At 50.1% G+C, this 23,915-nt stretch carries 23 protein-coding genes and 1 tRNA gene; 11 read left to right on the forward strand and 13 right to left on the reverse strand.

Features of this window, described 5'->3' with window-relative positions:
- Positions 1-27: 27 nt before the first annotated feature.
- The 4 genes from pstA to H6G45_RS08230 form a co-directional block, all read right to left on the reverse strand.
- A complete protein-coding gene (gene pstA, locus H6G45_RS08215) occupies positions 28-900 on the reverse strand; it encodes a phosphate ABC transporter permease PstA (RefSeq protein WP_190597975.1) in 873 nt (290 codons plus the stop codon).
- A 4-nt stretch (positions 901-904) separates the two neighbouring features.
- A complete protein-coding gene (gene pstC, locus H6G45_RS08220) occupies positions 905-1,891 on the reverse strand; it encodes a phosphate ABC transporter permease subunit PstC (protein ID WP_190597976.1) in 987 nt (328 codons plus the stop codon).
- 33 nt (positions 1,892-1,924) lie between these two features.
- Positions 1,925-2,926: a phosphate ABC transporter substrate-binding protein PstS gene (gene pstS / locus H6G45_RS08225; RefSeq protein WP_190597977.1), complete on the reverse strand. Its 1,002-nt coding sequence runs from the start codon at positions 2,924-2,926 to the stop codon at positions 1,925-1,927.
- A gap of 345 nt (positions 2,927-3,271) precedes the next feature.
- Positions 3,272-3,424 carry a hypothetical protein gene (locus H6G45_RS08230; RefSeq protein WP_190597978.1) on the reverse strand — a complete coding sequence of 51 codons (153 nt, stop codon included), beginning with the start codon at positions 3,422-3,424 and terminating at the stop codon, positions 3,272-3,274.
- 106 nt (positions 3,425-3,530) lie between these two features.
- Here H6G45_RS08230 and H6G45_RS08235 point away from each other — a divergent pair, with 106 nt between their 5' ends.
- The 3 genes from H6G45_RS08235 (at position 3,531) to apt (ending at position 5,944) form a co-directional block, all read left to right on the forward strand.
- Complete coding sequence (locus tag H6G45_RS08235; protein ID WP_190597979.1) at positions 3,531-4,787, forward strand: MFS transporter; 1,257 nt, start codon at positions 3,531-3,533, stop codon at positions 4,785-4,787.
- Between the two features lie 120 nt (positions 4,788-4,907).
- Positions 4,908-5,249: a DUF2973 domain-containing protein gene (locus H6G45_RS08240; RefSeq protein WP_190597980.1), complete on the forward strand. Its 342-nt coding sequence runs from the start codon at positions 4,908-4,910 to the stop codon at positions 5,247-5,249.
- Between the two features lie 176 nt (positions 5,250-5,425).
- Positions 5,426-5,944: an adenine phosphoribosyltransferase gene (gene apt, locus H6G45_RS08245; RefSeq protein WP_190597981.1), complete on the forward strand. Its 519-nt coding sequence runs from the start codon at positions 5,426-5,428 to the stop codon at positions 5,942-5,944.
- A 166-nt stretch (positions 5,945-6,110) separates the two neighbouring features.
- Here the strand turns inward: apt and H6G45_RS08250 are convergent, their stop codons facing one another.
- Complete coding sequence (locus H6G45_RS08250; RefSeq protein ID WP_190597982.1) at positions 6,111-7,910, reverse strand: Gldg family protein; 1,800 nt, start codon at positions 7,908-7,910, stop codon at positions 6,111-6,113.
- A 173-nt stretch (positions 7,911-8,083) separates the two neighbouring features.
- Between H6G45_RS08250 and plsY the strand changes: the two genes are divergently transcribed.
- The gene (plsY, locus tag H6G45_RS08255) at positions 8,084-8,752 is read left to right on the forward strand and encodes a glycerol-3-phosphate 1-O-acyltransferase PlsY (protein WP_190597983.1); all 669 of its coding nucleotides are present in this window, start codon (positions 8,084-8,086) and stop codon (positions 8,750-8,752) included.
- Between the two features lie 47 nt (positions 8,753-8,799).
- Here the strand turns inward: plsY and H6G45_RS08260 are convergent, their stop codons facing one another.
- The 5 genes from H6G45_RS08260 to H6G45_RS08280 all read right to left on the reverse strand — a co-directional run bounded on the left by H6G45_RS08260 (position 8,800) and on the right by H6G45_RS08280 (position 15,551).
- Entirely contained in the window at positions 8,800-9,672 is an 873-nt protein-coding gene (locus H6G45_RS08260; RefSeq protein ID WP_190597984.1) for a lysophospholipid acyltransferase family protein, read from the reverse strand.
- A gap of 7 nt (positions 9,673-9,679) precedes the next feature.
- On the reverse strand, positions 9,680-11,203 hold the full coding sequence (ftsY, locus tag H6G45_RS08265) for a signal recognition particle-docking protein FtsY (RefSeq protein WP_190598096.1): 1,524 nt from the start codon (positions 11,201-11,203) through the stop codon (positions 9,680-9,682).
- A gap of 535 nt (positions 11,204-11,738) precedes the next feature.
- Positions 11,739-12,170, reverse strand: coding sequence for a cupin domain-containing protein (locus H6G45_RS08270; RefSeq protein ID WP_190597985.1), 432 nt, complete (start codon positions 12,168-12,170; stop codon positions 11,739-11,741).
- 125 nt (positions 12,171-12,295) lie between these two features.
- Positions 12,296-13,450: a class I SAM-dependent RNA methyltransferase gene (locus tag H6G45_RS08275; protein ID WP_190597986.1), complete on the reverse strand. Its 1,155-nt coding sequence runs from the start codon at positions 13,448-13,450 to the stop codon at positions 12,296-12,298.
- Positions 13,451-13,532: 82 nt separating this feature from the next.
- The gene (locus H6G45_RS08280) at positions 13,533-15,551 is read right to left on the reverse strand and encodes a GspE/PulE family protein (RefSeq protein ID WP_190597987.1); all 2,019 of its coding nucleotides are present in this window, start codon (positions 15,549-15,551) and stop codon (positions 13,533-13,535) included.
- Positions 15,552-15,771: 220 nt separating this feature from the next.
- Between H6G45_RS08280 and grpE the strand changes: the two genes are divergently transcribed.
- The 3 genes from grpE to H6G45_RS08295 all read left to right on the forward strand — a co-directional run bounded on the left by grpE (position 15,772) and on the right by H6G45_RS08295 (position 19,914).
- Positions 15,772-16,512 carry a nucleotide exchange factor GrpE gene (gene grpE / locus H6G45_RS08285; RefSeq protein ID WP_190597988.1) on the forward strand — a complete coding sequence of 247 codons (741 nt, stop codon included), beginning with the start codon at positions 15,772-15,774 and terminating at the stop codon, positions 16,510-16,512.
- Positions 16,513-16,763: 251 nt separating this feature from the next.
- Positions 16,764-18,842, forward strand: coding sequence for a molecular chaperone DnaK (gene dnaK / locus H6G45_RS08290; RefSeq protein WP_190597989.1), 2,079 nt, complete (start codon positions 16,764-16,766; stop codon positions 18,840-18,842).
- A 37-nt stretch (positions 18,843-18,879) separates the two neighbouring features.
- Entirely contained in the window at positions 18,880-19,914 is a 1,035-nt protein-coding gene (locus H6G45_RS08295) for an AI-2E family transporter (protein WP_190597990.1), read from the forward strand.
- Between the two features lie 35 nt (positions 19,915-19,949).
- On the opposite strand, the gene H6G45_RS08300 is transcribed toward H6G45_RS08295, so the two are convergent.
- Both H6G45_RS08300 and H6G45_RS08305 read right to left on the reverse strand, forming a co-directional pair.
- Entirely contained in the window at positions 19,950-20,621 is a 672-nt protein-coding gene (locus H6G45_RS08300; protein ID WP_190597991.1) for a hypothetical protein, read from the reverse strand.
- Positions 20,622-20,745: 124 nt separating this feature from the next.
- Entirely contained in the window at positions 20,746-21,048 is a 303-nt protein-coding gene (locus tag H6G45_RS08305) for a hypothetical protein (RefSeq protein WP_190597992.1), read from the reverse strand.
- Positions 21,049-21,074: 26 nt separating this feature from the next.
- On the opposite strand from H6G45_RS08305, the gene H6G45_RS08310 reads away from it, so the two are divergent.
- Positions 21,075-21,147, forward strand: a tRNA-Ala gene (locus H6G45_RS08310).
- 61 nt (positions 21,148-21,208) lie between these two features.
- On the opposite strand, the gene H6G45_RS08315 is transcribed toward H6G45_RS08310, so the two are convergent.
- Positions 21,209-21,532 (reverse strand): phasin family protein, encoded by a 324-nt coding sequence (locus H6G45_RS08315; protein ID WP_190597993.1) that lies wholly within the window; start codon positions 21,530-21,532, stop codon positions 21,209-21,211.
- A 180-nt stretch (positions 21,533-21,712) separates the two neighbouring features.
- Between H6G45_RS08315 and H6G45_RS08320 the strand changes: the two genes are divergently transcribed.
- The 3 genes from H6G45_RS08320 to pipX all read left to right on the forward strand — a co-directional run bounded on the left by H6G45_RS08320 (position 21,713) and on the right by pipX (position 23,794).
- Positions 21,713-22,138, forward strand: coding sequence for a hypothetical protein (locus tag H6G45_RS08320; RefSeq protein WP_199309645.1), 426 nt, complete (start codon positions 21,713-21,715; stop codon positions 22,136-22,138).
- A 47-nt stretch (positions 22,139-22,185) separates the two neighbouring features.
- On the forward strand, positions 22,186-23,373 hold the full coding sequence (locus H6G45_RS08325; protein ID WP_190597994.1) for an AI-2E family transporter: 1,188 nt from the start codon (positions 22,186-22,188) through the stop codon (positions 23,371-23,373).
- A 154-nt stretch (positions 23,374-23,527) separates the two neighbouring features.
- Positions 23,528-23,794, forward strand: a complete 267-nt coding sequence (gene pipX / locus H6G45_RS08330) for a transcriptional coactivator PipX (protein ID WP_010873509.1) — start codon at positions 23,528-23,530, stop codon at positions 23,792-23,794.
- The last annotated feature ends 121 nt before the right edge of the window (positions 23,795-23,915 follow it).

Here is a 23,915-nt window from a genome sequence, read left to right on the forward strand (position 1 = left end):
CTGAAAAATTAACTATTGATGGCAGATTTAAAAACGCCGACGGATCAGCAAACGAGAAAATAAATTAATGGTTAAAACCAGCATTAACAGTACAAGGGAAGCGGTCCAGGCAATATCATTCTGTTCTTCAAAAGGAGAACTGGCATAGTTGTAAATCAGTACAGGAAGGGAAGGAGTGGGGGCCATTAACCCCTCCTGCCAGAATTGACTGAATAGGGCAGTGAACATTAAGGGAGCGGTTTCTCCAGCGGCCCTCGCCACCGCCAGCAGTACCCCTGTGGTAATGGCAGGAATGGCACAGGGAATCACCGTTTTGACTGTGGTTTCCCATTTGCTGGCCCCCAGGGCGGCGGAGCCTAGGCGATAGTGTATGGGGACTAACTTGAGGGCTTCCTCCGTGGTTAAGGCAATAATGGGAGTCATAATTACCCCCAAAGCCAGGCCTCCGGCATAGGCCGAAAATTGTTTGGTGGTAATAACCAATACTCCGTAGGCGAACACCCCCACAATTACCGAGGGCACACTACTCAGGATCACGGTGACAAACCGTACCCCATTGGCGATCGCCGAGCCAGCCGCAAACTCCGCTAAAAATACCCCGGTCATTACCCCCAGAGGAACACTAAAAAGAGCGCCTAAACCCACCATGGTCAGGGTTCCCACAATGGCATTGGCAAAACCGTTGGGTTCCCCCTCCACCCCCACCGGGGCCGGTAGATGGATAAACACTTCCCAGGAAAGGGTGGGCAAACCCCGTTGAATAATGGCGGCTAAGATGGCCAATAGGGGGAGCAGGGCCAGAAGGGTTAGGGTAAAGGACAACCCTCCCATTACCCAGGCAAAACCATTACGGAATAAAGGTAAGGGAGCAAGCAGACTACCAGGGTCCATATTTTTCATGGCTTTACTGTCCCTCCCCTTGGCGACGAATAGTTGCCACCATCAACACCGCCAGACTATTAATGCCTAGGGTGATAACAAAGAGAATTAAAGCTAAGTACATCAAAGCGCCGATGTGTAGCTCATCCACTGCTTCGGCAAACTGATTGGCCAGCACAGAGGGAATGGTGTACCCCGGTGCCAACAAAGAAGCAGAGATAATATTTGAGTTACCGATCACCATTGTTACTGCCATGGTTTCTCCCAGGGCCCTACCCAGGGCCAAAATAGTGGCACCGACAATTCCCGAACTAGCGGAAGGCAAAATTACCAGGCAAATAGTTTCCCACCGAGTTGCCCCCAAGGCCATGGACGCACTGCGGAGGCTGGGGGAAACAGAAAGTAAAATATCCCGGCTAATGGAGGCGATCGTGGGAATAATCATCACCGCTAGCACCAGTCCCGCCACCAGCATGCTGGGGCCAAAGGGTTCTGTGCCAAAGATTGGCAACCAACCTAGGTATTCAAACAATGCCACCTGCAATGGCATTAGCACGGGGATAAAGACAAAAATTCCCCACAGGCCAATGATTACACTGGGAATAGAAGCAATCAGTTCCACCAAAAAGGCAATGGGAACCCGCACTGGGGAAGGCAGAAGATTTTCGCTGGTCATCACGGCCACCGCCAGCCCCAACGGGAGGGCGAACACCAGGGCAATGAGGGAACTCACCACCGAACCCAAAATGTAGGGCAAGCCCCCAAACAGTTGTTCGCCGCTGTCCCACTGTTGACTGAGGATAAATTCCCAACCAAACTTGGCGATCGCCGGTTGGGCATCGGCAAAAACCACCCAGGCGATCCAACCGAGAATCACCACCACTCCGAGGGAACAGAGACGGGTCAACTGTTTAAAGCCCCAGTCCAAAGCACTGCCCAGGGCATTTCCTTGGGTAATATCTGCCCCCAGGACCGGGGGAATTTCCGGACGAGGCGAAAAACCTTCCACCATAGCTATTGCTCTAATCTTCAGTAAGTTTGCTGACTATTTAATTTTGTCCACCGCCGCAATTACCCGTTGGGCCACCGCCGGGGGAACTTTGGTGTATTCCAATTGGGTGTTGTAATTTTGACCAGTGGTTAAAATCCAGCGCACCAGAGCTTTGATGTCCTTAGCAGTGGCAGCATTTTTGTTGTTTTGGTACACCAACAACCAAGTCAAGCCCACAATGGGATAACCGGAAGCGGGATCATTTATTTCTGCCACAAAGTTAGCGTCAAACTTAGCTCCACTGATGGCTTTATTAGCTTCCGCCAAGCTCGGTTCCACATATTGGCCAGCTTTGTTTTGCACCTTAGCTGTTTGTAAATTTGGTCCCTCATTGCGACGGGCAAAGGTGTCCTGGACATAGCCGATCGCCCCGGGGGTTTGTTTAACCGTGGCGGCTACTCCATCATTTTTAGGACCCTTGAGCACCTGGAAACCCCAGTTGGGATCCTGACTGGCCCCAATCTTGCTCCTAAAGGTACTATTTATGGCACTGAGATGACTGGTAAAAATATCGGTGGTGCCACTACCATCAGCCCTTACCACCACCCGAATTGGCATATTGGGCAGCTTGGAATCGATCTGGTTCCAAGTTTTTAATTCCCCAGTAAAAATTTTACCCAGGGCTATCCTGGAAAGTTGGACTTTTTTGCCCGGTAAATTGTAAACCACTGCCACAGCTCCACCGGCGGTGGGAACCATGACCACCCCCCGTTTCATTTGTTGACGTTGGGCGGAAGTAGGCACTGCATCGGTAGCACCAAAGTCCACGGTTTCACCAATGAATTGACGGATACCAGCGCCACTACCAACGGAGTTGTAATTGACAGTGTTGCCGGTGGCTTTTTTATACTCGGCAAAATAGCGTTGATAGAGTGGTGCAGGAAAACTTGCCCCCGCCCCATTTAAGGTACCGGCGATGGCCTGACCAATACTACCAAAACCGACTATGACGCTAACTACTGAAAAGGTAGCAACTTTTTGGAATGAACTAAGCATAGGAACTTGCAATGGGAATATGGTGCAGTTGAAAAAGTCAGCCCTTCTTTACTGATAGGGCTTCCATTGGCATCGCTATCGACCGAAAAACGGCAAAAACCTCTGGTTAGACCGGCCGTTTACTGTCAATAAACCCAGAAACTTGTCTGGGGATTTCTAGCTAACAATATTAGTGGCATTTTGTTCATTTACAACCGCAAAAATATTTTTATTTTTAATGCATAAATTCCCCAGAAAGTCGATTAACTTCCGGTTAAATCTTGCTTATTTTACCCATGGTTATCATTTCATTAAGCCTAGATTAACGCCATATTAAGACTAGGTTAAAACGAGTAAAATTATTGTCTAAATACGACGACTATTTTTTCCGTCATCCTTGGGCAAAATTTTCCTGCCCTTGCCACATTTGATGTGTAAATTTGAGCCATTGGTAATGGACTTTAAATTCATCGACAAAATACTTACTCCCCCAGCCCAGAATGTAATTTGCGTATTCATGCACTAGTCCACGGTCAGAAGTAATTTAGGTTTATGATGGGTGGACAACTGTAAAGAAACTTTAAGCAGTTGCAACGTCTTTCCTTTCCCCCCAGCAAATTATTCCGTGAGTTCTTTCCAGGCCCTGCGCCAACTATCCCCCTCCACCCAAAAAACCTTTGCCCTGTTGTTTGCTTCAGTGCTGATGTTTTGGCTCAGCCTCACTTCCCTCCTGCCTACCCTGCCCATGTACGCCCAGGATGTGGGGGCGACGAAACAACAGGTGGGCTGGATTATGGGGAGTTTTGCCCTCGGCCTGTTGGGCTCCCGCGTTTGGATTGGTCAGTTGGTCGATCGCCAGGGGAGAAAAATTGCCATTGTCATTGGGGCATTGGTGGTGGCCCTGGCCCCATTGGGCTACCTACTCACTGCCACGGTGGGGACTTTAATGGCAATTAGAGCTTTCCATGGCATTTGCTTGGCCGCCTATACCACCGGCTATAACGCCCTAGTGGTGGATTTATCCCCGCCTCAGCAACGGGGGGAAATTATTGGCTATATGAGTTTGGCAGTGCCCATTGGCATGGGATTTGGACCGGCCATGGGAGCTTACATTTCCCAAGCCATAGGCTACGAAGTCCTGTTCATCATTTCTTCCCTGTTGGGCTTTATTTCTCTAGTCTTGGCCCTGCAGGTGCGGGAAAACCGTGCCCCAGACCAGTCGTCAGCAGAGGAGGTTTTCGGCGATCGCCCCCGACCCCGTTCCATTGGCAAACTAATCACCAGTCGATCCATGGCCGTACCCACCCTTGTGTTACTGCTGATTGGGCTTCTGTTTGGTAACTTAGCCACCTTTTTGCCCCTATTTGTGCGGGAAATTAACCTAGCCGCCTATGCCGGAGTTTTTTACAGTGTGGCGGCGATCGCCAGCTTTGTGCCCCGCCTCTTCCTTGGCCCCTTGGCAGACACCTATGGCCGGGGGCTATTCATTGCCGGTAGCTTGATTTGCTACTTGCTATCCATGGTGTGCCTGGCCCAGGCTGATAACTCTTGGGAATTATTGACTGCCGCCGCCCTGGAGGGAGCTGGCAGTGGCATTTTATTGCCCACCACCATTGCCTTAATTTCCGATCGTTCTTCCCTGGAGGAAAGGGGTCGGGTTTTCTCTGTTTGTATGAGTGGCTTTGATGGGGGCATTGCCATTGCCGCACCAATTATGGGGGTGCTGAACGAAATGTTTGGTTACCGCCATGTATTTTGGCTCAGCGGTGGATTGGCCCTGGCCGCCATCATGGTTTTTGGCATCTTTTCTAACCCCACCATCGGCCGTTCCCTCAAGTTTTGCATTGGTCGCAGTCGAGACCTCTACGCCACTCCTCAATAGACCCAATGGGCTTGGTTAATTCCTGTCAACGGTGGAAAATCTTGTTAAGCTAGAAGAACACTTAGGCGATCGTTCCTAGATTTTTCCTGCCCAGTTCCATGCTGAAAAAATTTTTCTACCATGGCGCTCAGCAGGGTCGCCATTGAACAATTGGGGAAAATTTCAGTGCTGCATCTTATCTATATTTTGGCCTTCACGGTGATTGCCTTCCTTGCGGTTAGCAACCTGATTCGGAGCTTAATTTCCGTCAGCATGGGTAGCCAGCGCACCCCGCCCAACAGTTTTTCCCGTCGCTTTGGCCAGAGTAGTCATCCAGAATTATTTGACGACCAGGGTGTGCCCATTAGCGAACCCTTATTGGTGATGCGCTCCGTTAATGTGGACGATGCCAGGGAAAAGTTGAATGCTATTTTTGATGCTTCCCCCAGCGTTACCCTCCAGGAAGGGGAAGACGAAAAATAATCCTATTAAGCGTCAGTAGAAATTAGTTTTTCCCTAGGCATAATGGCCATAATAGTCGGCTAGGTAGTGTCTCCCCGGCAACGCTAAAATGGGATTTATTCCGTATGCAATAACAATGGTTAAAGGTACACTGTAGCCTGAACCCTGTTGCCGTGACGGCCTGAAACCATCGCATTATGGATTTAAAAGCTTTAATTCGGGATATACCGGACTTCCCCAAGCCAGGCATTATGTTCCGGGATATTACCACCCTGCTCAACAGTCCAGAGGGACTGCGCTACACCATCGACTCCCTCGTGGAACAGTGTCAAGCAAAGGAACTGATGCCGGATCATGTGGTGGGCATGGAATCCAGGGGGTTCTTATTTGGCATGCCCCTTGCCTATCAAATGAACGCCGGTTTTATCCCTGTACGGAAGCCAGGTAAATTGCCCGCCCCAGTCCACCGAGTAGAGTATGATTTAGAGTACGGCAAAGATTCTTTGGAAATCCACCAAGATGCTGTGGCTCCCCACCACCGGGTCTTAATTGTGGATGACTTAATTGCCACGGGGGGAACCGCCAAGGCCACCGCTGAATTGCTGAGTCAGCTTGGCTGTGAGGTGTTGGGTTTTGCTTTTATCATCGAGCTTGTGGCCCTGAATGGTCGTCAGTGTTTACCAGATTTACCAATTATTTCTTTGGTGGAATATTAAGGGTTGGAATGGCATTCAGTTAGCTCCAAGAAACCATTGGCAAGATTTTAGTTAGCCCCCAAATCGACCGACTAAAGCTCCGGCAATACCAGAGCATTTTGGTCTGTCTAGCTCTTTCCCAAACTTGGGGACCCAAAGGCAATTTTAAAATCCACTCTAATTACCCTTACCTTTGTCGCCACCAGGTAAACACCGCCAGTCCCAGACCGATTAGGGGAACAATTACCCAGGTTAACCAGCCCAAAACCGTAGCCCTTCGTACCCCTAAATTAATACGGCGATCGGTGGGATCTTTGGCCCGCAAACCAAGGGGTTGGTCGATGTTTTCCGCCAACCATTGCACACTGTTGAGAAAAATATCACCGTTCACAGCTTCGTTAAACCAAGCATTGGTGGCAAAGGCCGCACTACCCACCACCACCATCTTGGCCGGGGGAAGCTCTGGGTTGGGCTTGCGATCTTGCTCTTCTGTTTGGGCTTGATCATTACCACTATCTCCGTTTTCTCTGGCCGGTGATTCCTCGTGATCTGCGGCTTGATCGCCATCATTTTCCTGCACCGCCTCTGGCTGATTGGTGCCATTGCTGGTGGGACTAGGGCTCGGAGTGGGAGAAACTGTGGGATTAGGGGAGGGGTTAATTGCTTCGGAGTCACTATCATTACTTGTCTCCGTTTCCTTGACTGAACTGGCTTCTTTTCCTTCCCTGGTCAAAGCTACAGCCACATCGAAGGGGCCTAACAAGTCCGTTTCTGGGTTTGGTTGCAAGTCTTCACTAATTAGTTGGGTGGCATACATTAAGTCCGATGCTTCCACTAGGGTAGTGGCTTGGATACCAGGTTCTTCCTTAGTGGCTACGGGGCGTACCAGGGGAAAAATGGCGATCGCCCCTTGGAATTTTTCGGTGATGGGATGGTTGCCGTAGCGATCAAAAATGGGGATGGTGGGGTCAAGGCCAAACACACTGCCAGCTCCAGAGAGATCAATTACCAATCTGGGGTCAAAACCAACACCCCAGGGCTCAAGGACGTCTTCTAGACCGGCATCGGCTTCCGGGGAGATCATCACCAATAAGTTACCCCCCTGGTCAGTGTACTGCTGTAGGGCGACAATTTCCGGCGCTAAAAACTTGCGGGTCGGCCCAGCAATGACCACTGCATCGGCGTCGGCCGGAATGCCCCCGTCGGTGACTACATTGAGGGACTGGACGGCCACACCAAGGTTTTCCAAGGCGGTCACTGCGGCGGAAACGCCCCCTGGTTCGTTATTGAGGGGCAGCTCCCCATGGCCCTGGACGAAGTAAATTTGTGGTGTTTCTTGCCGTTGGGCTTTAGCAATGGCATTGGTGAGTTGAATTTCTGAGAGGGCTTCCCGTTGTTGAAAGCTTAGGAGATTCTGTACTAGCTGCTTTTTGTCACCGTACTCGACAAATACATCTCCCTTATTTTGCACATTGAAGTCCTGCACCAGCTTGGGACGGCGATCGGGATGAACAAATTCAAAACTGAATTGATCGCTAAAACGTTGGTAATTTTGCAGGAGTTTACGATCCTGTTCACTGGGGGCATCGTCGAAAATCCAAACTTTCAGGGGTTGTTTCAGCTCTGCCACTAGGCTTTGGCTTTGGCGAGCGAGGGTAAAACGTTGATTTTCGGTTAAATCCCAGGTGACGGGATAGCGAAAAGCGATGTAGTTAATGAGGGTTAAAATCACCAGCACCGCTAGGGTGGAAGCAATGACGTTAGCGCTGGATTGGGTCGATCGCCGTCCGAGAAAACCTTGGGACCGTTGCCAGAGCCAGGTCCACCAGAGGAGAAAAAAAATCACCGCTATCCCCGTTAAACCTAGGTATAAACTACTCATCACCCCCGTTACCCCCAGGGCAATGCCCCCCGCCAAACCAAAGGCGATCGCCGGTAAAAAGGCATATTTCCCGTAAGTCCGAAATAGAGCAGTAAGCCGAGCCATAGTTTATGTGATGGGGAATCCTCCGTATCGTATCTTACCGAAATAGGCAACCCATACATGGGATCAGAGTTCCGGCCAGCTTAACCAAAACTTTTAAACTGGGTGACATTGGGCACGGATCAGCAAATAATTGGTGTTAGCCCTGCCGATGCTGATTACCTTTCGCCCACGCCATGACTACTGCTCTCTTCCTCTGTTTGTGCCTATTCCTCATTACCTATTTCATGGGTTCTATCCCCACCGGCTACCTAGCGGGTAAATTATTGTTAGGCATTGATATTCGGGAGCATGGTTCCAAATCCACCGGGGCCACCAATGTATTTCGCACCCTCGGGAAACCAGCGGCGATCGCCGTTTTAGCGATTGATATCAGTAAGGGGATCATGGCCGTGGCCTTGGTACGGGCCATTTACGGGGGCGACTGGTTACCAGCCTTACCAGCAGATTGGCAAAATTGGTTAACGTTGGGGGTGGCCATTGCGGTGGTGCTAGGGCACAGCAAATCCATTTTTCTCCGGTTTTCCGGCGGTAAATCCGTTGCTACCAGCCTAGGGGTGTTATTCATGCTCAATATTTGGTTGGCCCTGGGCACTTTGGTCACCTTTTTAGCTGTAATTTTCTTCACCCGCATTGTTTCCCTCAGTTCCATTGTGGCGGCGATCGCCGTTAATGGTATTGCGCTAGCGCTCCAATTGCCTCCGCCCTATCTTGCCTTTACCCTGCTGGCGGGTATGTACGTGATTGTTCGTCACCGCAGCAACATTGAACGAATCTTCCAGGGCACAGAGCCAAAATTAGGGGAGAAAGTCTCTTCTGTACCGGAGAGAAAAGGGGTCGCCTAACCATAGTTAGATCCTCCCGCTTGGCGAAGAATTCAGATTACTTTAATTCACCAGGGAAAAATGTTGGCGGTTTCAGCCAGGCTATCCAACTCCCGTTGCATCTGAGTTTTTACCAGTTGATAACACTGATCCACATAATCCTTATCTTTGGCAGCGTCGTTGCCGTAACGCTCAAAGTAGATCGGTGGACAGATGCGGGTGTGCATGGTTAACGGGAAGGGCACATGGGGGAGGGGCCCCAATGCTAGACCCCAGGGTAAACCCAAATAGATGGGAAAAACCACCGGATCAACGTCCAATAACCAAGGCATACCAAGGTCATGGAGATATTTAACCTGGTCGTAGCAGTCCCCCATAACTAACAGAGTTTCGTGGGAACCAACGGCGATCGCCGGCACAATGGGCACCTGCTGTCTCAGCGCCAATTTGATAAAACCTTTACGACCGGCAAAATAAATTTGGTGGCGTTGGTTAAAGGGACGAAACACATCCTGGGCTCCACCGGGATAGACCAACACGCTGGCCCCGGATTGCAGAGCGGCGATCGCCATTTTGGGGTGGGCTTGGACAGCCCCTACTTTAACGGCCAACTCCGCCATTGGGCGGCTCATTTTCCAAACGGTGGGATGCATCAAACCGTACACGGGACGGTGTAAACCCTGATGACGAAACCAGTCATAGATCATCATTACCATGTCTGGCGAAGAAAGGCCGCCATTATGGGACCCCACCAGCAATACCTGTTCCGGCGGCAAATTTTCCCAGCCACTGGTCTGCACCCGGAAATAGTATTTGTAAAACCATTCCCAAAAAGGCATTAATTGTTTGATGGTTTCCGGATCCCGTCCCCCCAAAGACCAACCATCCAGGGCAGGATTAGATTCAAAAAACGGCGATCGATCATTGGTCGCTCTTAGCACAAAAATATTAACCGTTTAGTAGGGCTTCAACAAATTCATAGCTGGAAAAGGGGCGCAAATCCTCAATGCCTTCCCCTGCTCCAATAAAACGAATGGGCAGATTCAACTGCTGGGCCACCGCCAGGGCTACCCCTCCCTTAGCACTGCCATCTAACTTGGTCAGCACCACACCGCTCAATTTAGCGGCCTCGGCAAATACTTCCGCCTGGCGTAAACCGTTTTGCCCCAGGGTAGCATCCAGCACCAATAGGGATTCCACGGTGGCATTGGGGGCTTTTTTGTCGATAATGCGACGAATTTTGGCCAGCTCGTCCATCAAATTTTTCTTATTTTGCAACCTCCCTGCCGTATCTACCAACAGCAGATTAACGTTACGGGACTGGGCCGCACTAATGCCGTCATAGACCACTGCTGCCGGGTCAGTGTTTTGTCCGGGGTTAGCAATGACCGGCACGCCACTCCTTTCCCCCCACACTTTTACCTGTTCCACCGCCGCTGCGCGAAAAGTGTCCGCCGCCGCAATCACGCATTCATAGCCCGATTGTTTAGCCATAAAAGCTAACTTACCAATGGTGGTGGTTTTGCCGGCCCCATTGACCCCCGTTAATAACCAAACATTCAACCCTTCCGCTTCCGGGGCAAATTCGGGACTGGGCAGGGATAGCAGAGGGCGATCGAGGATGGAACGCAAAATTTCCTTGAGGAATTCAATGGCCTGTTCCGGCGGCAACGCTTCCTCCCGCAATTTGTCCTGGAGGGTGGTGATGATGTAGTCGGTGGCTTCAATGCCCACATCGGCCTGGAGCAGAATGGCTTCAATTTCTTCCACCGCCGCTTCGTTGAGGGGTCCCTGGCCAACAATGGATTTAAGCTGGTTGACCAAGTTAACCCTGGTTTTGCTCAGCCCCTGGCGCAGTTTTCTCAGCCAATCAATTTCTTCTGCTGACACGTCCGCCGCCGATCGCCCCTGAGCCGCTAATACCTTAGCTGACCAGATGAAATCATCATCCATGGCCATGGATTCAGCGGTAAGAGTACCTGCCACTGTGGCCTCTTCCACCGCCGTTTCTTTTAGGGCTTCCAGGCGATCAGATTTTTGCAACCAAGCAGGGCCCGTTGCTTCTTCCAGCGGGGCAGTGGGGCTATCTTCTACCGTCACCGTTGCCGATGGTTGGTCGGATGCCAAGGGCATAAGATCAGCTTCCGCTTCATCCGTTTCTGTTTTCTCCTCCACCGTTGTCTCTGTAGAGGAGTCCGGCGGGGTAACAGTTTCCGCTTTACGGGCCTGAATATTTTGGTATGCCGTTTTAGCCCATTGGAGATAATCCTCGGGGTTGGCAGTGGGGGGGCTTGGTTCCTCCGGGGCGGGAGTAGCTAATTCCACCTTTGGAGAATCTTCCTCGCTGGGGGATTCAGTTTCTGCCTGCATTACCTCCGGTGCCAATTCAGGACTAACCTCCGCCCCTTCTGGGGGAGCAGACTCGGGGGCGGTGTTATCTTTACCAAACTGACGACGGAACCAATTAAACATACATTTGCGAAAAAATACGAAGCCGGCCAAAATTCTAGGCGATCGCCCTGGGACGGAAACCCCATGCATGCTAGATGACCACTGTGCCTAGTCTATCGAAAAAATGGGTTTAAAACCCCGTCCCTTAGCTTAGGACGTCTTTGTGTTAACCTGTGGATGCCCGCGCCACGAGAGGCAAGATTGGTGGTTCTCGCCGACTAGAATGCATGACCAAAAGGAAATACCTGAACACAGGGGCGTCATAGTCTAGGAATGAGAAAATCGAAACTATAAATTAAAAGTTTGTTTTGTCTGCGGTGGGGCACATCGTGGACGTAAAAACAAATGTCTGTGGAGGGGAATCTGGACGGGGTCTTGCGGGGTCTTGGAACAGAGATGGCACAAGACTAGACAAACCCAGTGAAGCAGGAATCCCTCACCTAAAGGCGTGGGAGCTGTCAACGGTTTTTCTTGCCCTGGGGAGGCGGAGGCCAAAAACCCGGGTAATTTTTCCACCGGCCCCTTGGGAATGAGCGCTTCAGTTTTCCTGGACAGTTTAATTGTTCTGTTCCCTCACAGTGATCGGTAAATCCGTTGCTCCCGCATAGAACACGAGAATCTTGACGGGGCTATCCCCGACGTTGCGGCCATTGTGTACTGTATTTACCACCTCAGCGATGGCTTCCCCCGCTTTAATTAACTTTTTTTGACCATCCAGGAGGGTAACTTCCAATTCCCCTTCCATAAGCACACCAAAGGAGGGTACTGGATGGGAATGCCAACCCGTTTCAGCACCGGGGGCAAGTTCGATGATCATGCCGGTGATTTCCGCCTGCCCTTCCGGATACGTCAGGGGTTGACCATCCCAACTAGTTTCGGTTTTGAGGATGGTGTTAACTTTGATCGTTTCCGCAGGCTCAAAGGCAAAAACTCGGGGCTGACAAACAATGACTGTGGCCAGGGCAAACAAGCTGGGGATAAACTTCATGGCGATAAAGGTCTGATTCTACCGGTCTTAACCAATTTTGCGCTATGGACCACAATTCAAGACCAAAATTCTCCATTGGCTAGGTTTTCTGCCAGAAAGTTTTGGCGATCGCCTTGCCAGGAAAATTAATAAAGTTCATACTTCAGCAGGGTACAGGGCAAACCGCCATTGTTAATGGGGAAACGGGCGGAGGTTCTCAAGCCAATGCGTTTTGTCAAAGCCTTGTTACCGCTCAAAATGAAGGCCGTCCAGCCCTTAAATCTTTGCTTGAGCACATCCCCTATTTGTTGATAAAAATCTCCCAAAGCTTCTGCTTGGCCAATGCGCTTACCGTAGGGAGGATTACAAATTAGCATGCCCTGGGCTGCTGGTGGTTCAATGTCGGCAAAATCGAGTTGTTGCCAATTGATCTTTCCTGCCAACTGACATTGCTGGGCATTGCTTTTAGCCTCCTGAATTACCCCCCGATCGCCGTCACTGCCCCACAGGGGAGCCTGGAGTGTATCCTTTTCCCCGGCCTTAGCTTCCTCAAGGAGGGATTGCCAGAGGTCTTGGTCAAAATCGGGCCATTGCTGGAAGCAAAAACCAGGCTGGAATTTGCCAGGAGCAATGTTTAAACTTTGTAGCCCTGCTTCCAACAGAAATGTGCCAGAGCCACAGAGGGGATCATAGAGGGGCTGTTCCGGGGTCCATGCCGCTATGGTTAGCAAAGCAGAAGCCAGGGTTTCCTTCAGGGGAGCTTGGCCCATGGCTGGACGATAACCCCGACGGTGCAAACTGAAGCCGGTGCTGTCAAGGCTAAGTTGGCAATGGTTTTGGTGAATGTGGGCATTGATAACAATATCTGGCTGCTCCAGGTCAACACTAGAGCGGCGTTGATGGCGATCGCGCTGTTGATCGACAATGGCATTTTTCACCTGGAGGGCGGTGAAGTGGCTATGGTTAAGCTGGGGATTTTTGCCAGTGCAGTTAATTTGTATGGTCTGGTCGGGGCTGAGAAATTCATCCCAGTCTATTTTTTTAATACTGCGGTATAGGTCCTGGGCGTTAAAGGCTTTGACCGTGGCCATGGGCATCAGCACCCGGTAGATTAACCGAGACCAGAGGTTAATGCGATACAGCAAGGCCCGATCGCCTATGAAGGCAACCCCAGCAAATTCCGGCTTTACCTGTTCTGCCCCCAATTGACTCAATTCCTGGGCGGCGATCGCCTCTAGTCCCCGGGCTACGGTGGCAAAATAGGGCCGAGTTGTTGCAGAAAAGGCACGGGTATCTGGCATAGCAAATGGTAAAGGATGGGAGGGACTGCTCATCTCCATGGTCAACGAACTAAACTAAGTCCCCGCTTCCCCGCACTGCCATTTAGCTAAAACGGGGAGTCGTGCAATAGGGACAATCAAGCCATTCCTGTTGCAGTTCCGCCGCACAAACACGACAGGTTAAGGCACTCTTGCGCTTAGCCCGCATTTCCGACTCCAGTCCCGTATCGGTGAAGGTGACCCGTTCCACTTCTTCCAAGGTGGTGTAGCCTTCCTGCACCAAATTAAGACTATAGGCCAATAGGGTAATCATGCCCTCTTCCACGGCACAGTCCTTAATGCGGTCAGTGGTGGCCCCTTGGTTAATCAACTCAGCAATACGCTCAGAATTACGCATCACCTCATAGACCCCCACCCGGCCCTTATAACCACTGCCACTACATTTTTGACATAAACTGCCCTGTTGCCGTGCCAAATGAATCTCATCGGGACTAAGGGTATTGGCTTTATAAAAAGTGACCACTTCATCCCCGGAGGCGGACAGCCCAAAGCGGGATAATTCCTCCTTGGTGGGATGGTAAGCAATCCGACATTCCGTACAAACCTTCCTCATTAGCCGTTGGGCCAACACCCCCAGCAATGACCCAGAAACCATAAACGGTTCCACCCCCATTTCATCCAACCTGGCGATCGCCCCCGCCGCATCATTGGTGTGGAGAGTAGTTAGAACCAAGTGTCCAGTCAGAGCCGCCTCAATGGCCGTTTTGGCCGTCTCCTTATCTCTGGTTTCCCCCACCAGAATCACATCGGGGTCTTGGCGCATAAATGCCCGCAGAATATTAGAAAAATCCATGCCCTTTTCCCGAATCACCTGTACCTGGGTGATGCCCGGTAAAGCATACTCAATCGGATCTTCCGCCGTGTTGATATTCACCTCATGACTATTGCGTTCCGCCAGTACCGAGTACAGGGTGGTGGATTTCCCCGATCCGGTGGGTCCCGTCACCAACATCAAGCCATAGGGCCGAGCGGCCAATTCCCGCACCGTTTGTAGGGTTTCAGGGTTAGTAATCAAGAAATCCAAACCCAGTTGGGTGGCGGAGTTGTCCAAAATCCGTAAACACACCTTTTCTCCATAGCGGCTTGGTAGGGTGTTAACCCGAAAATCCACTTTCCTACCCTGGTAAATACGGCGAATTTTGCCATCCTGGGGCGACCTCCTTTCGGCAATGTCCATATCCGCCATAATTTTGAAACGGGCCACCACTGCGGGGGTAATCTTCCGGGGCAGAGGATCAAAAGCCTGATTTAAAACCCCATCCTTACGGAAACGAATTCTCAGGGTTTCCTCCTGGGGCTCAACGTGAATATCAGAAGTACCCTCCTGTAAAGCCTTAGCCAAAATTTTATTAACTAGGTTAATGACCGGAGCTTGGTTGGCGTCGTTAGAATCCAGCGCATTGTCAACGTCATCCTTATCCTCGGACAAATTCATGTCGATGGAGCCGACAATATCCGTCAAATCATTAAGTTTATCAAGGGCCCTTTCCTGGTCTTTTTTATCCTGGGCCGCCTCCCACTCCTCCCGGATGGAATAATACTGGTCTAGGAGTTGGTTAAAATCATCCTGGGTAACCACCAAACGGCGTAATTCAAAACCTTTGACCCGCAAAATTCGGTTCAGTTCATCCTGGGCGGCTAAGTTATCGGGGTCTACCATGGCCACCAACACACTGGGAGGATCCCCATCCTGTTGGGCTAGGGGAAGAAACTTGAAGCGCCGACAGGTATCCAAAGGGAAAAATCGGCCGATCAGTTCCGCCATCTGCTGGGTGGCAACTGGAGCAACCTCCGGATCGACACTGTCCACCCCGTAGAGTACTTTGAGCTCAAATAATTGATTTTTTTTGTACTGTCGCAGTAGTTCTGGAGACAATTCCCGACCGGTGAGCGCCTTAAGCTCCTCGGGCAAAGACCGTCCGGTTTTTTTAACCTGAACCAGGGCCTGTCGCAATTGTTCGGCATCCACATGGCCCCCCGCCACCAATTTATTACCGAAGGGGGAAAAATAATTCCGTAGGGCAACGGCACGGCTTTTCTTGGAAGAGGAGGAAGATGTCATAGCAAGACCTACCCAGATTCGTATAATGTAAACTATTCCCTAGCCAATGGTGACCATCGGTGATTATTCCCAATCATAATCCCCTGGTCTAGTCAAATGGCTGCACTAACTCACCTGAATTGAAATAACATCTTCACAACTCCACCAATTCATAATTCGGAGTTTTTTTCAGGTCGAGTTACGCTTAGATAAAGTGTACAACTAGGTTTCGCCTTATACGATGAACGAAGATCAAGTTTCCCTCGAAAATCAAACCAACCCAGTTCCCCCAGAGGCTGGTAATATTCCCACCGCCACTCCGGAGGAAAGTCCCCAACCTACTGATGCCGTGTTAGAGGGACAGTCCGGGGAGCAGTCGGAGGGCCCAGAAATCGATGTGGAAGCTGGGCCAGCAGGGGATGATGTCGAGGAAAAAAGTAGTGAAGAAATAATCGCCATCCTGCAAAAGGATTTGGCTAGCCATCGTCAGGAATTGGCTGAGCAGTCGGAGCAACTAGACTCCGTCAAAAAACGCTATGTGGCCCTGGCTGCTGAGTTTGATAATTTTCGCAAGCGTACCCAAAGGGAAAAAGAGGAGCAGGCAAAAGTTATCAAGGGAAGAACAATCACAGAACTTTTGCCAGTGGTGGACAATTTTGAGCGGGCTCGCACCCAGATTAAGCCGAACTCCGACGGAGAAAATCTGATCCACAAAAGTTATCAAGGGGTCTACAAAAATCTGGTGGACAGCCTTAAAAGTTTAGGAGTAGCTCCCATGCGTCCTGAGGGAAAACCCTTTGATCCCAAATACCATGAGGCGATGCTCCGGGAACCCACCGCTGAATATCCTGAGGATACGGTGATTGAAGAGTTGGTACGGGGTTATCTTTTAGACGACATCGTACTGCGTCACTCCATGGTTAAGGTGGCAGTGGCTCCGGAAGAGGGAGTAGAGTCCGGAGAAGAAGACACTAACCCCTAGGGCTTATTGGTCTGAGGGCAGTGGTTTCCCATGGTCATTTTTCAGGGATTTTGGTCTTTGGGAAAGGTCTGGGGACCTGTCTCTTCCCCCCGATCGCCCCAGTATTAAAGAATTGGCAGAACGGAATGGGAACATAAAATTGGTTCTAAGGATGACCAAGTGGGGCGTAATGGTCTAAATTTGCATCAAAAGGCTTAAATTTTCCTAGAAAATACTTAGAAGTCAACAATTGTTTTTCGGGGTCAGCAGTTATGGGCAAAGTCATTGGCATTGATTTGGGAACCACCAACAGTTGTGCTTCTGTGTTGGAAGGGGGTAAACCCATTGTGATTACCAATACGGAAGGGGGCCGTACCACGCCGAGCATTGTTGGTTTTAGCAAGGGTTCCCAAAGATTGGTGGGGCAATTGGCTAAGCGTCAATCGGTGACCAATGCGGAAAATACGGTGTATAGCATTAAGCGATTCATTGGGCGGCGTTGGGATGACACAGTGGAGGAACGTTCCCGGGTGCCCTATAACTGCGTCAAGGGGCGGGATGATACTGTCAGTGTGTCCATCCGGGGTCAGTCCTATACTCCCCAGGAAATTTCCGCCATGATTTTGCAAAAACTGAAGGCGGACTCCGAGGCTTTTTTGGGGGAGCCGGTTACCCAAGCAGTCATTACGGTGCCGGCCTATTTCACCGATGCCCAGCGCCAAGCGACCAAGGATGCGGGGACGATCGCCGGCTTGGAAGTAATGCGGATTATCAATGAGCCCACGGCGGCGGCTTTGGCCTATGGACTGGATAAACAGGAAACGGAAGAGTTAATTTTGGTGTTTGACTTAGGAGGGGGAACATTTGATGTTTCCCTACTGCAGTTGGGCAATGGGGTATTTGAAGTGCTATCCACCTCCGGTAATAATCATTTGGGGGGGGACGATTTTGATAATTGTGTTGTCCAGTGGATGGCAGAATCCTTTAGGCAGAAGGAAAATATTGACCTGAGCACGGATAAAATGGCAATTCAACGACTGCGGGAGGCAGCGGAGAAGGCCAAAATTGAGCTCTCTAGCATGCTGAACACAACCATTAACTTGCCTTTTATCACGGCGGATGAGACGGGGCCCAAACATTTGGAAATGGAACTTGCCCGGAGTCAGTTTGAGGAACTGACTAAGCAGTTGCTGGAGGACACAAGGGTTCCCCTCACCCGGGCGTTGGACGACGGTGAGATCAAGGCTAGTGATGTCCACCGGGTCATTTTAGTGGGAGGTTCTACCCGTATTCCGGCCATTCAACGGGTTATTCAAGAGTTTTTCCCCGATAGTCAGTTGGAGCGTTCCGTTAACCCTGATGAGGCGGTGGCGTTGGGAGCCGCTATTCAAGCCGGGGTCATTGGGGGCGAGGTGGAGGATGTGTTGCTGTTGGATGTAACGCCTTTATCCCTAGGTTTGGAGACTTTAGGGGAGGTGACAACGAAAATCATTGAACGCAATACCACCATCCCCACTAGTCGCTCAGAGGTTTTTTCCACGGCGATCGACGGACAAACGTCGGTGGAAATCCATGTGCTCCAAGGGGAAAGGGCCATGGCCAGGGATAACAAAAGCCTAGGTAAGTTTTTGCTGGCAGGGATTCCTCCCGCTCCCCGGGGGATGCCCCAAATTGAGGTCAGTTTTGAAATTGATGTTAATGGTATTCTCAAGGTCTCCGCCCAGGACCAAGGCACCGGCAAGGAACAGAGCATTGTCATTAGCCATACCGGTGGCTTGAGCGGTGGGGAAATTGAAAAGATGCGCCAGGATGCTGAACAGTATGCTGCCCAGGATCAACTCCGTCTGCGGATGATGGAGCTACAGAATCAAGCGGAGAGCCTTTTCCACACCTACGAGACTACGCTCCAGGAAAATGGCGAACTGGTGCGGGAAGAACTCAAATCTTCCAGTAAGCAGAAGAAGGACCAATTGGCGATCGCCTTACGGACTCCCAATACTCCAGTGGAGAAATTGCAGACCTTGGTGGAGGAATTCCGGCAGATTATCTTACTTATTGGGACGGAAGTCTATCAACAGGGCAAGGGAGTTGGTAGTAATGAATTTGCTAATTTTGTTCAGGGCACCAGCAGTGGCGCGAGCCAAATGATTGAACCGCTGGAAACCAATTTGAATACACCCCAGACCTCTCCTGCCATCACCATGACTCCCGGCACCATGATCAATGGCACCATCAATCCCGGTGGTATGGATTATGTGGAAACTGCTCCGGTGTACGGTTTAGATGATGGGGAGGAGTTTGATTTTGACTCTGACGAAACTGTTTACAGTGATTATGAAGCAATCGATTAGTCTAGGTTAATTGCCTGTTTAACTATCTTATTTTTTGATGAATTGGCCCAATATGCCCCCTGGCGATCGCCGTTGGTTGTGGATTGGTCTAACGTTGCCCCTGTGCCTGCTCAACGGTTGGGTGCTACTGCAGCTATTGGATTATTTTCAGTCCCCCCTGAGAATTTTTATTATTGCCAACCTGATCGCTTTTATTCTTGGCTATCCGGTGCGTTGGCTCCAGCGATATCCCCGTCTGAAATTGCCCTACGCAGTGATATTGGTATTGCTCACTACGGCGATTATTTTGGCGGCGATTGGCCTGTTAATAATTCCTAAATTAGTGGATCAAATTCGTACTGTTTTACAGCTTTTGCCCCATCTCAATACCCTAGGCGATCGTCACTTAGAAAACTTGGACAATCTAAGTAGTCAGTGGGAGATTCCCACCAATTTCCGTGCTTGGGGTCGGGAATTGTCCAGTGAATTTCCCAATCAAATTCGCTCCATTACTAATCAACTAGTAAATTTATTAATTTGGACTGCGGGTAGCTTAGTGGAAGCTGGCTTTATTTTCATTATGACCGTCTATTTGTTACTGCGGGGGCAGACATTTTGGGACGGTATGTTCCGTTGGCTACCCATTGATTGGCGTCATAAGGTAAGGCAAAGATTACGCCACAGTTTTCAAAATTATTACATTGGCCAAGCCACCGTAGCGGCCCTACTGGGGGTCAGTTTAATCATCGCTTTGAGCATTTTTCAAGTGCCCCTGGCCCTGCTGTTTGGTATGTTTGTGGGCTTTATGGCCTTTTTCCCTTTTGGCGGCGGCACTAGTATTGTTTTAATCAGTATTATTGCCAGTTTTCAAAGTATTTGGTTGGGCATTAAAGTCCTGGCGATCGCCACTGTGGTGGACCAGGTGGTGGAAAATGGCCTAGCCCCGAGATTACTGGGTCGTGTCACTGGAGTGCATCCCGTCTGGATTTTACTTTCTTTGATGATTGGAGCCAAGGTGGCTGGATTATTGGGCATTTTAGTGGCGATCCCCATTGCTAGTTTTGTACGGGATATGCTCAGTGATTTTATCTAGTATCTAGTGCCATGGATCACAATGGGGCAATTGAATTAACGTTGAGGACTAACTTCCAACTTCACAGTGCCATCTTCTATCTGTAAGCCCTGTAAATTTAATTCATCCAGATTTACCTGTAGTATCTGCTTTAACTTCTCCGGTGGCACATTCAACCGTTGGGCCACATCCGCGACACTAAAGCTCAATTCACCAATTTTAATGCGGGAATTTTCGGTCATGATCAGTTGCCCTGCTTCCAGTTGGGGCGCCCCTTCTATGCCGACATAAAAAGGCTGATTTTGACTGGGTAGCAGTGGTAAAACCCGCTCCACAATGCGTTGTTGCCCCGGGGACAGTCGGGCATTGTTTAACATGTTGGGGTCTAACACCGTGCCTACTTCTAAGGATTTCTCCCTAATTTGGGTTTGGATCCGGGGTACAGATTCCATCTTCAGTTGACGACCCACTTCCCCTTGTAATACCTGTCCCAATTCTTTTTCCGTCAAGGTGACCCTAACTGGTTCCAGGCGATCGCCATCATTTCCTTGGACCACTTCCCGACGAATCTTCTCTTGGAGAAAATCTGCCGGAGGAGCAATGGCTGGCGTAGATGTTTCCGCCTCAAACCAAGCCGGGATTTGGGTTGCCCTGCGCCAAAAATAGTAGCCTAACCCCGCTCCGGCGATCGCCAATAGCACGAGGAGAGTAAAAATCTTTTTCAGCATTGTCAACGGTTAGCAGTTAGTTTGCCCTGGGCCCATAATCATAACAATGTTGATATGAAGTCTTTGCATTCTCTCTGCCATCAGTTCACAAAGAATACTTGAACCCAACGTTCCTCGCCCAATATTAATTGACCAAGCTAGACCACCAGCGCCGCTGACCGGCCAACTGCCAAATTTGTAACACCCCTTTGATTAGAGACCAACGTTTTAGCAAAAGATTGTACTGCTGCCGTAGCTGTCGGTTTTTTTGGGCCAGATTAGTCAACAAAGCAGGGGCCGGAGCAAAAAGATTATGACAACAGCTTTCCCAATGATCGAGACGCTTGGTGAGTCGTTGTAACTGTCGATAGATGAAATAAAGCCTAATTGCGAGGAAGATATTGCCCAGGGCCAGACCAAAGTTAAAACAGATAACGAACAGCAACATCGAATGTTAAAATGGGGGGTCAGTTCGGGGAATTAGCTCAGTTGGTAGAGCGCTGCGATCGCACCGCAGAGGTCAGGGATTCGAGTTCCCTATTCTCCATAAACTCTACCGTGCCATGGTTTTACCACGGTCCAGCCGGGCAGGTAATTCCCGCCTAGCGTTAACGCCAACGTTGATTTTCCAGGTCACGAATTTGTCGTTCCAGGCGATCGATGCGCCCCCGCAACTCGTCCATTTCCGACTGACGGGGTAAGCCCAAATCCTGGAGCATATTTCGCAGTTGTCTTTCTAAATTTGCTTCAATTTGTCCCTGCTCACTTTTGATTTGGCTCATTAAATCGTCCACAAAAGCGGTGGCTTGGTCGGCGTTAATTTTGCCTTCTTTCACCCATTGGTCACTCACATCGCTGAGTTTTTCCGCCACTAGGGTGGTGGTGCCCACACCAATCATCAAGAGTTGTTTTAGCCAGTCGTTTGTATCCATGGAGGGTTACGGGATTGAACAAAGTTGATAATTTGCCGAAAGTTGAGCTGAAGAATGGCGACCCAATTCCTCCTTGCCCTTCTCGTCAACCATAGCAAAAACCACCTTAAACGTTTTAACTTTCCAGTTCTGGGTTGCCAGTGGTCCACGGCCATACCCTCCCTGGGCTGTTGCTATATAATGGGCGGCACGGTCTTATGGGCGATCGCCGCTGAAATATTTATTTTTGAGAGTATGAATTTGATTACTTGGTTAGCTGATTTTTCCCGGGGCCACTGCGTTGGCATTTGCGCCGCCCTGGTACCGTCAATTTTACTCTGCACCACCATTTGCGCCGGTTTAATTGCCCTGGACCGACCCCGCTGGTCAGTTAACACTGCCTACGTTGCCACCCTAGCCGCCTGTGGCGTAATGGTGCTCCACGTTGCTTCTTGGTTCAGTATTGGGGTCATTACCCCGGTCACCTTTATTTTGTTGGGGCTTTCCCTGTCCTGTGGGGGCTTAGCTACCCTGTTCTGGCGATGCTCTCCCCAATGGCAAGAATTTTATCACTCTGGATTGAGGGAAATAATCAAAGCTAAATGGCCCCAGACCTTAAAGATTTGACATTCCCACGACCCCTGTGGTCGAGGCTCTCTGCGAGATCGCCAACTATGACAGAACCAGCCAACAATCATCCCAGTCCCCCGCCGCAAAATTGGTTGTTCAAATGGTGGAATTCCCTCAACGCCATCACTCGTCTCTTGGTGTTGGTGCTGGGGGCTCCTCTGATGGTGCTCAATGCCAGGGCCCTATCCTCCATTTTTGGCTATTTTGAGTCCCTTTTTGTCATCAGCCTAATTGCCTCCGTCATCGCCTTTTTACTCAATTACCCAGTGGCGTGGCTAGAAAAACAGGGGGCAAAACGTTTTGTTGCAGCCAGTTTTGTCTTCCTCACCGCCCTAATCATTTTCACCGCCTTGGGGGTAACCCTCATTCCCCTCGCCCTATCCCAGGCCCAACAACTAGTGGCCCGCCTACCGGATTGGCTCGATTCGGGTCAGAAGCAATTGGTATTGTTGGATCAAAAAGCAGAAATTCTTGGTTGGCCGGTTAACTTTGACGGTCTCATTCCCCAAATTAATAGCCGCCTAGCCGCTGAGCTACAAAACCTGGCCGGTAGCACTCTCAACTTAGCCCTGAGCCTAACCGTGTTCACCGTGGTGCGTTTGCTGGACGTGCTATTAACGATAATTTTGACCTTTTATCTACTCCTCCATACTGACGACGTTTGGCAAAGCATCATTGGTTGGTTGCCAGAGCGCTTCCAAAAACCTTTTTCCGATACCCTACGCCGCAGTTTCCAAAACTATTTCCTCGGTCAATTGGTCTCCGCCACTTGCATGGCCCTGGGACTGATTTCTGGCTTTTTACTACTCAAGGTTCCCTTTGGCTTACTTTTTGGCCTCACGGTGGGGGTGATGGCCCTGATTCCCTTTGGTGGCTCTGTGGGCATTGTGCTAGTCACTTTTTTGGTGGCCCTGCGGGACATTGGCATGGCTTTGCAACTACTGGCGGTGGCCTTAGTTATCCAGCAAATTGTTGAAAATGGCATTGCCCCCAGGGTGCTGGGGAGTGTGACGGGGTTAAATCCCTTTTGGGTTTTGATTTCCCTCTTAACCGGAGCCAGAATCGGTGGCCTACTGGGGGTGATAGTGGCTGTGCCTTCGGCGGTGATGATTAAAGAGGCCCTGGGGGCAATCCGCAGTATGAAGCCCTTGGTGCCAGCCCCAGACCCTAATCAAGATCCTTTGTATTTTAAGGGACAGGAAGAGGTGCGTCCCTTACCGCCCCGCCCCTGAATGTTAGGGTTTGCTTCGTATCAAAAACTACAGCAAATTTGAAATTGATTGACCCTAAGAGCTTAAGGAGAGACAGGACGGGGTAAGATTACTCTCTAGCCAGTGACAGCCATCTCGGTTGGCAATTTGTCCTTGCCCTAACTCCCCGATCTCAATGAGTAACGAAATTTACCTTAACCATCCGACCTTCGGGCTTTTGTATCAGATCTGTTTTTTGGATGACAATCAGGAAATTTTTACTACCCTTTATGCCCAAAGGTTATTTTTTTTGGTAAAAACTACGCCAAATAATACGCAGTTCGAACCAATTACCAGGGCAGACGCCAAACTGCTAATTGAAAATCGTCTGAGATTTTTGCGCCGGGCGGGGGATTTTAAAGCCTATGACGTGTTGGCAAAGTTGCATAAAAACACTTTTTGAGATTGATTTCTTGGCCAACATTGTCGGAGATTACGCTGTGATAAAACATTTTTTCATTCCCCTAGGGTATTTTGTCTGGGCCCAAGCAAACTAATTGCGCTACCCTGAGCCTGGATAAACC

The sequence above is a fragment of the Synechocystis sp. FACHB-383 genome (assembly GCF_014698605.1).
GTDB classification, from domain to species: domain Bacteria; phylum Cyanobacteriota; class Cyanobacteriia; order Cyanobacteriales; family Microcystaceae; genus Synechocystis; species Synechocystis salina.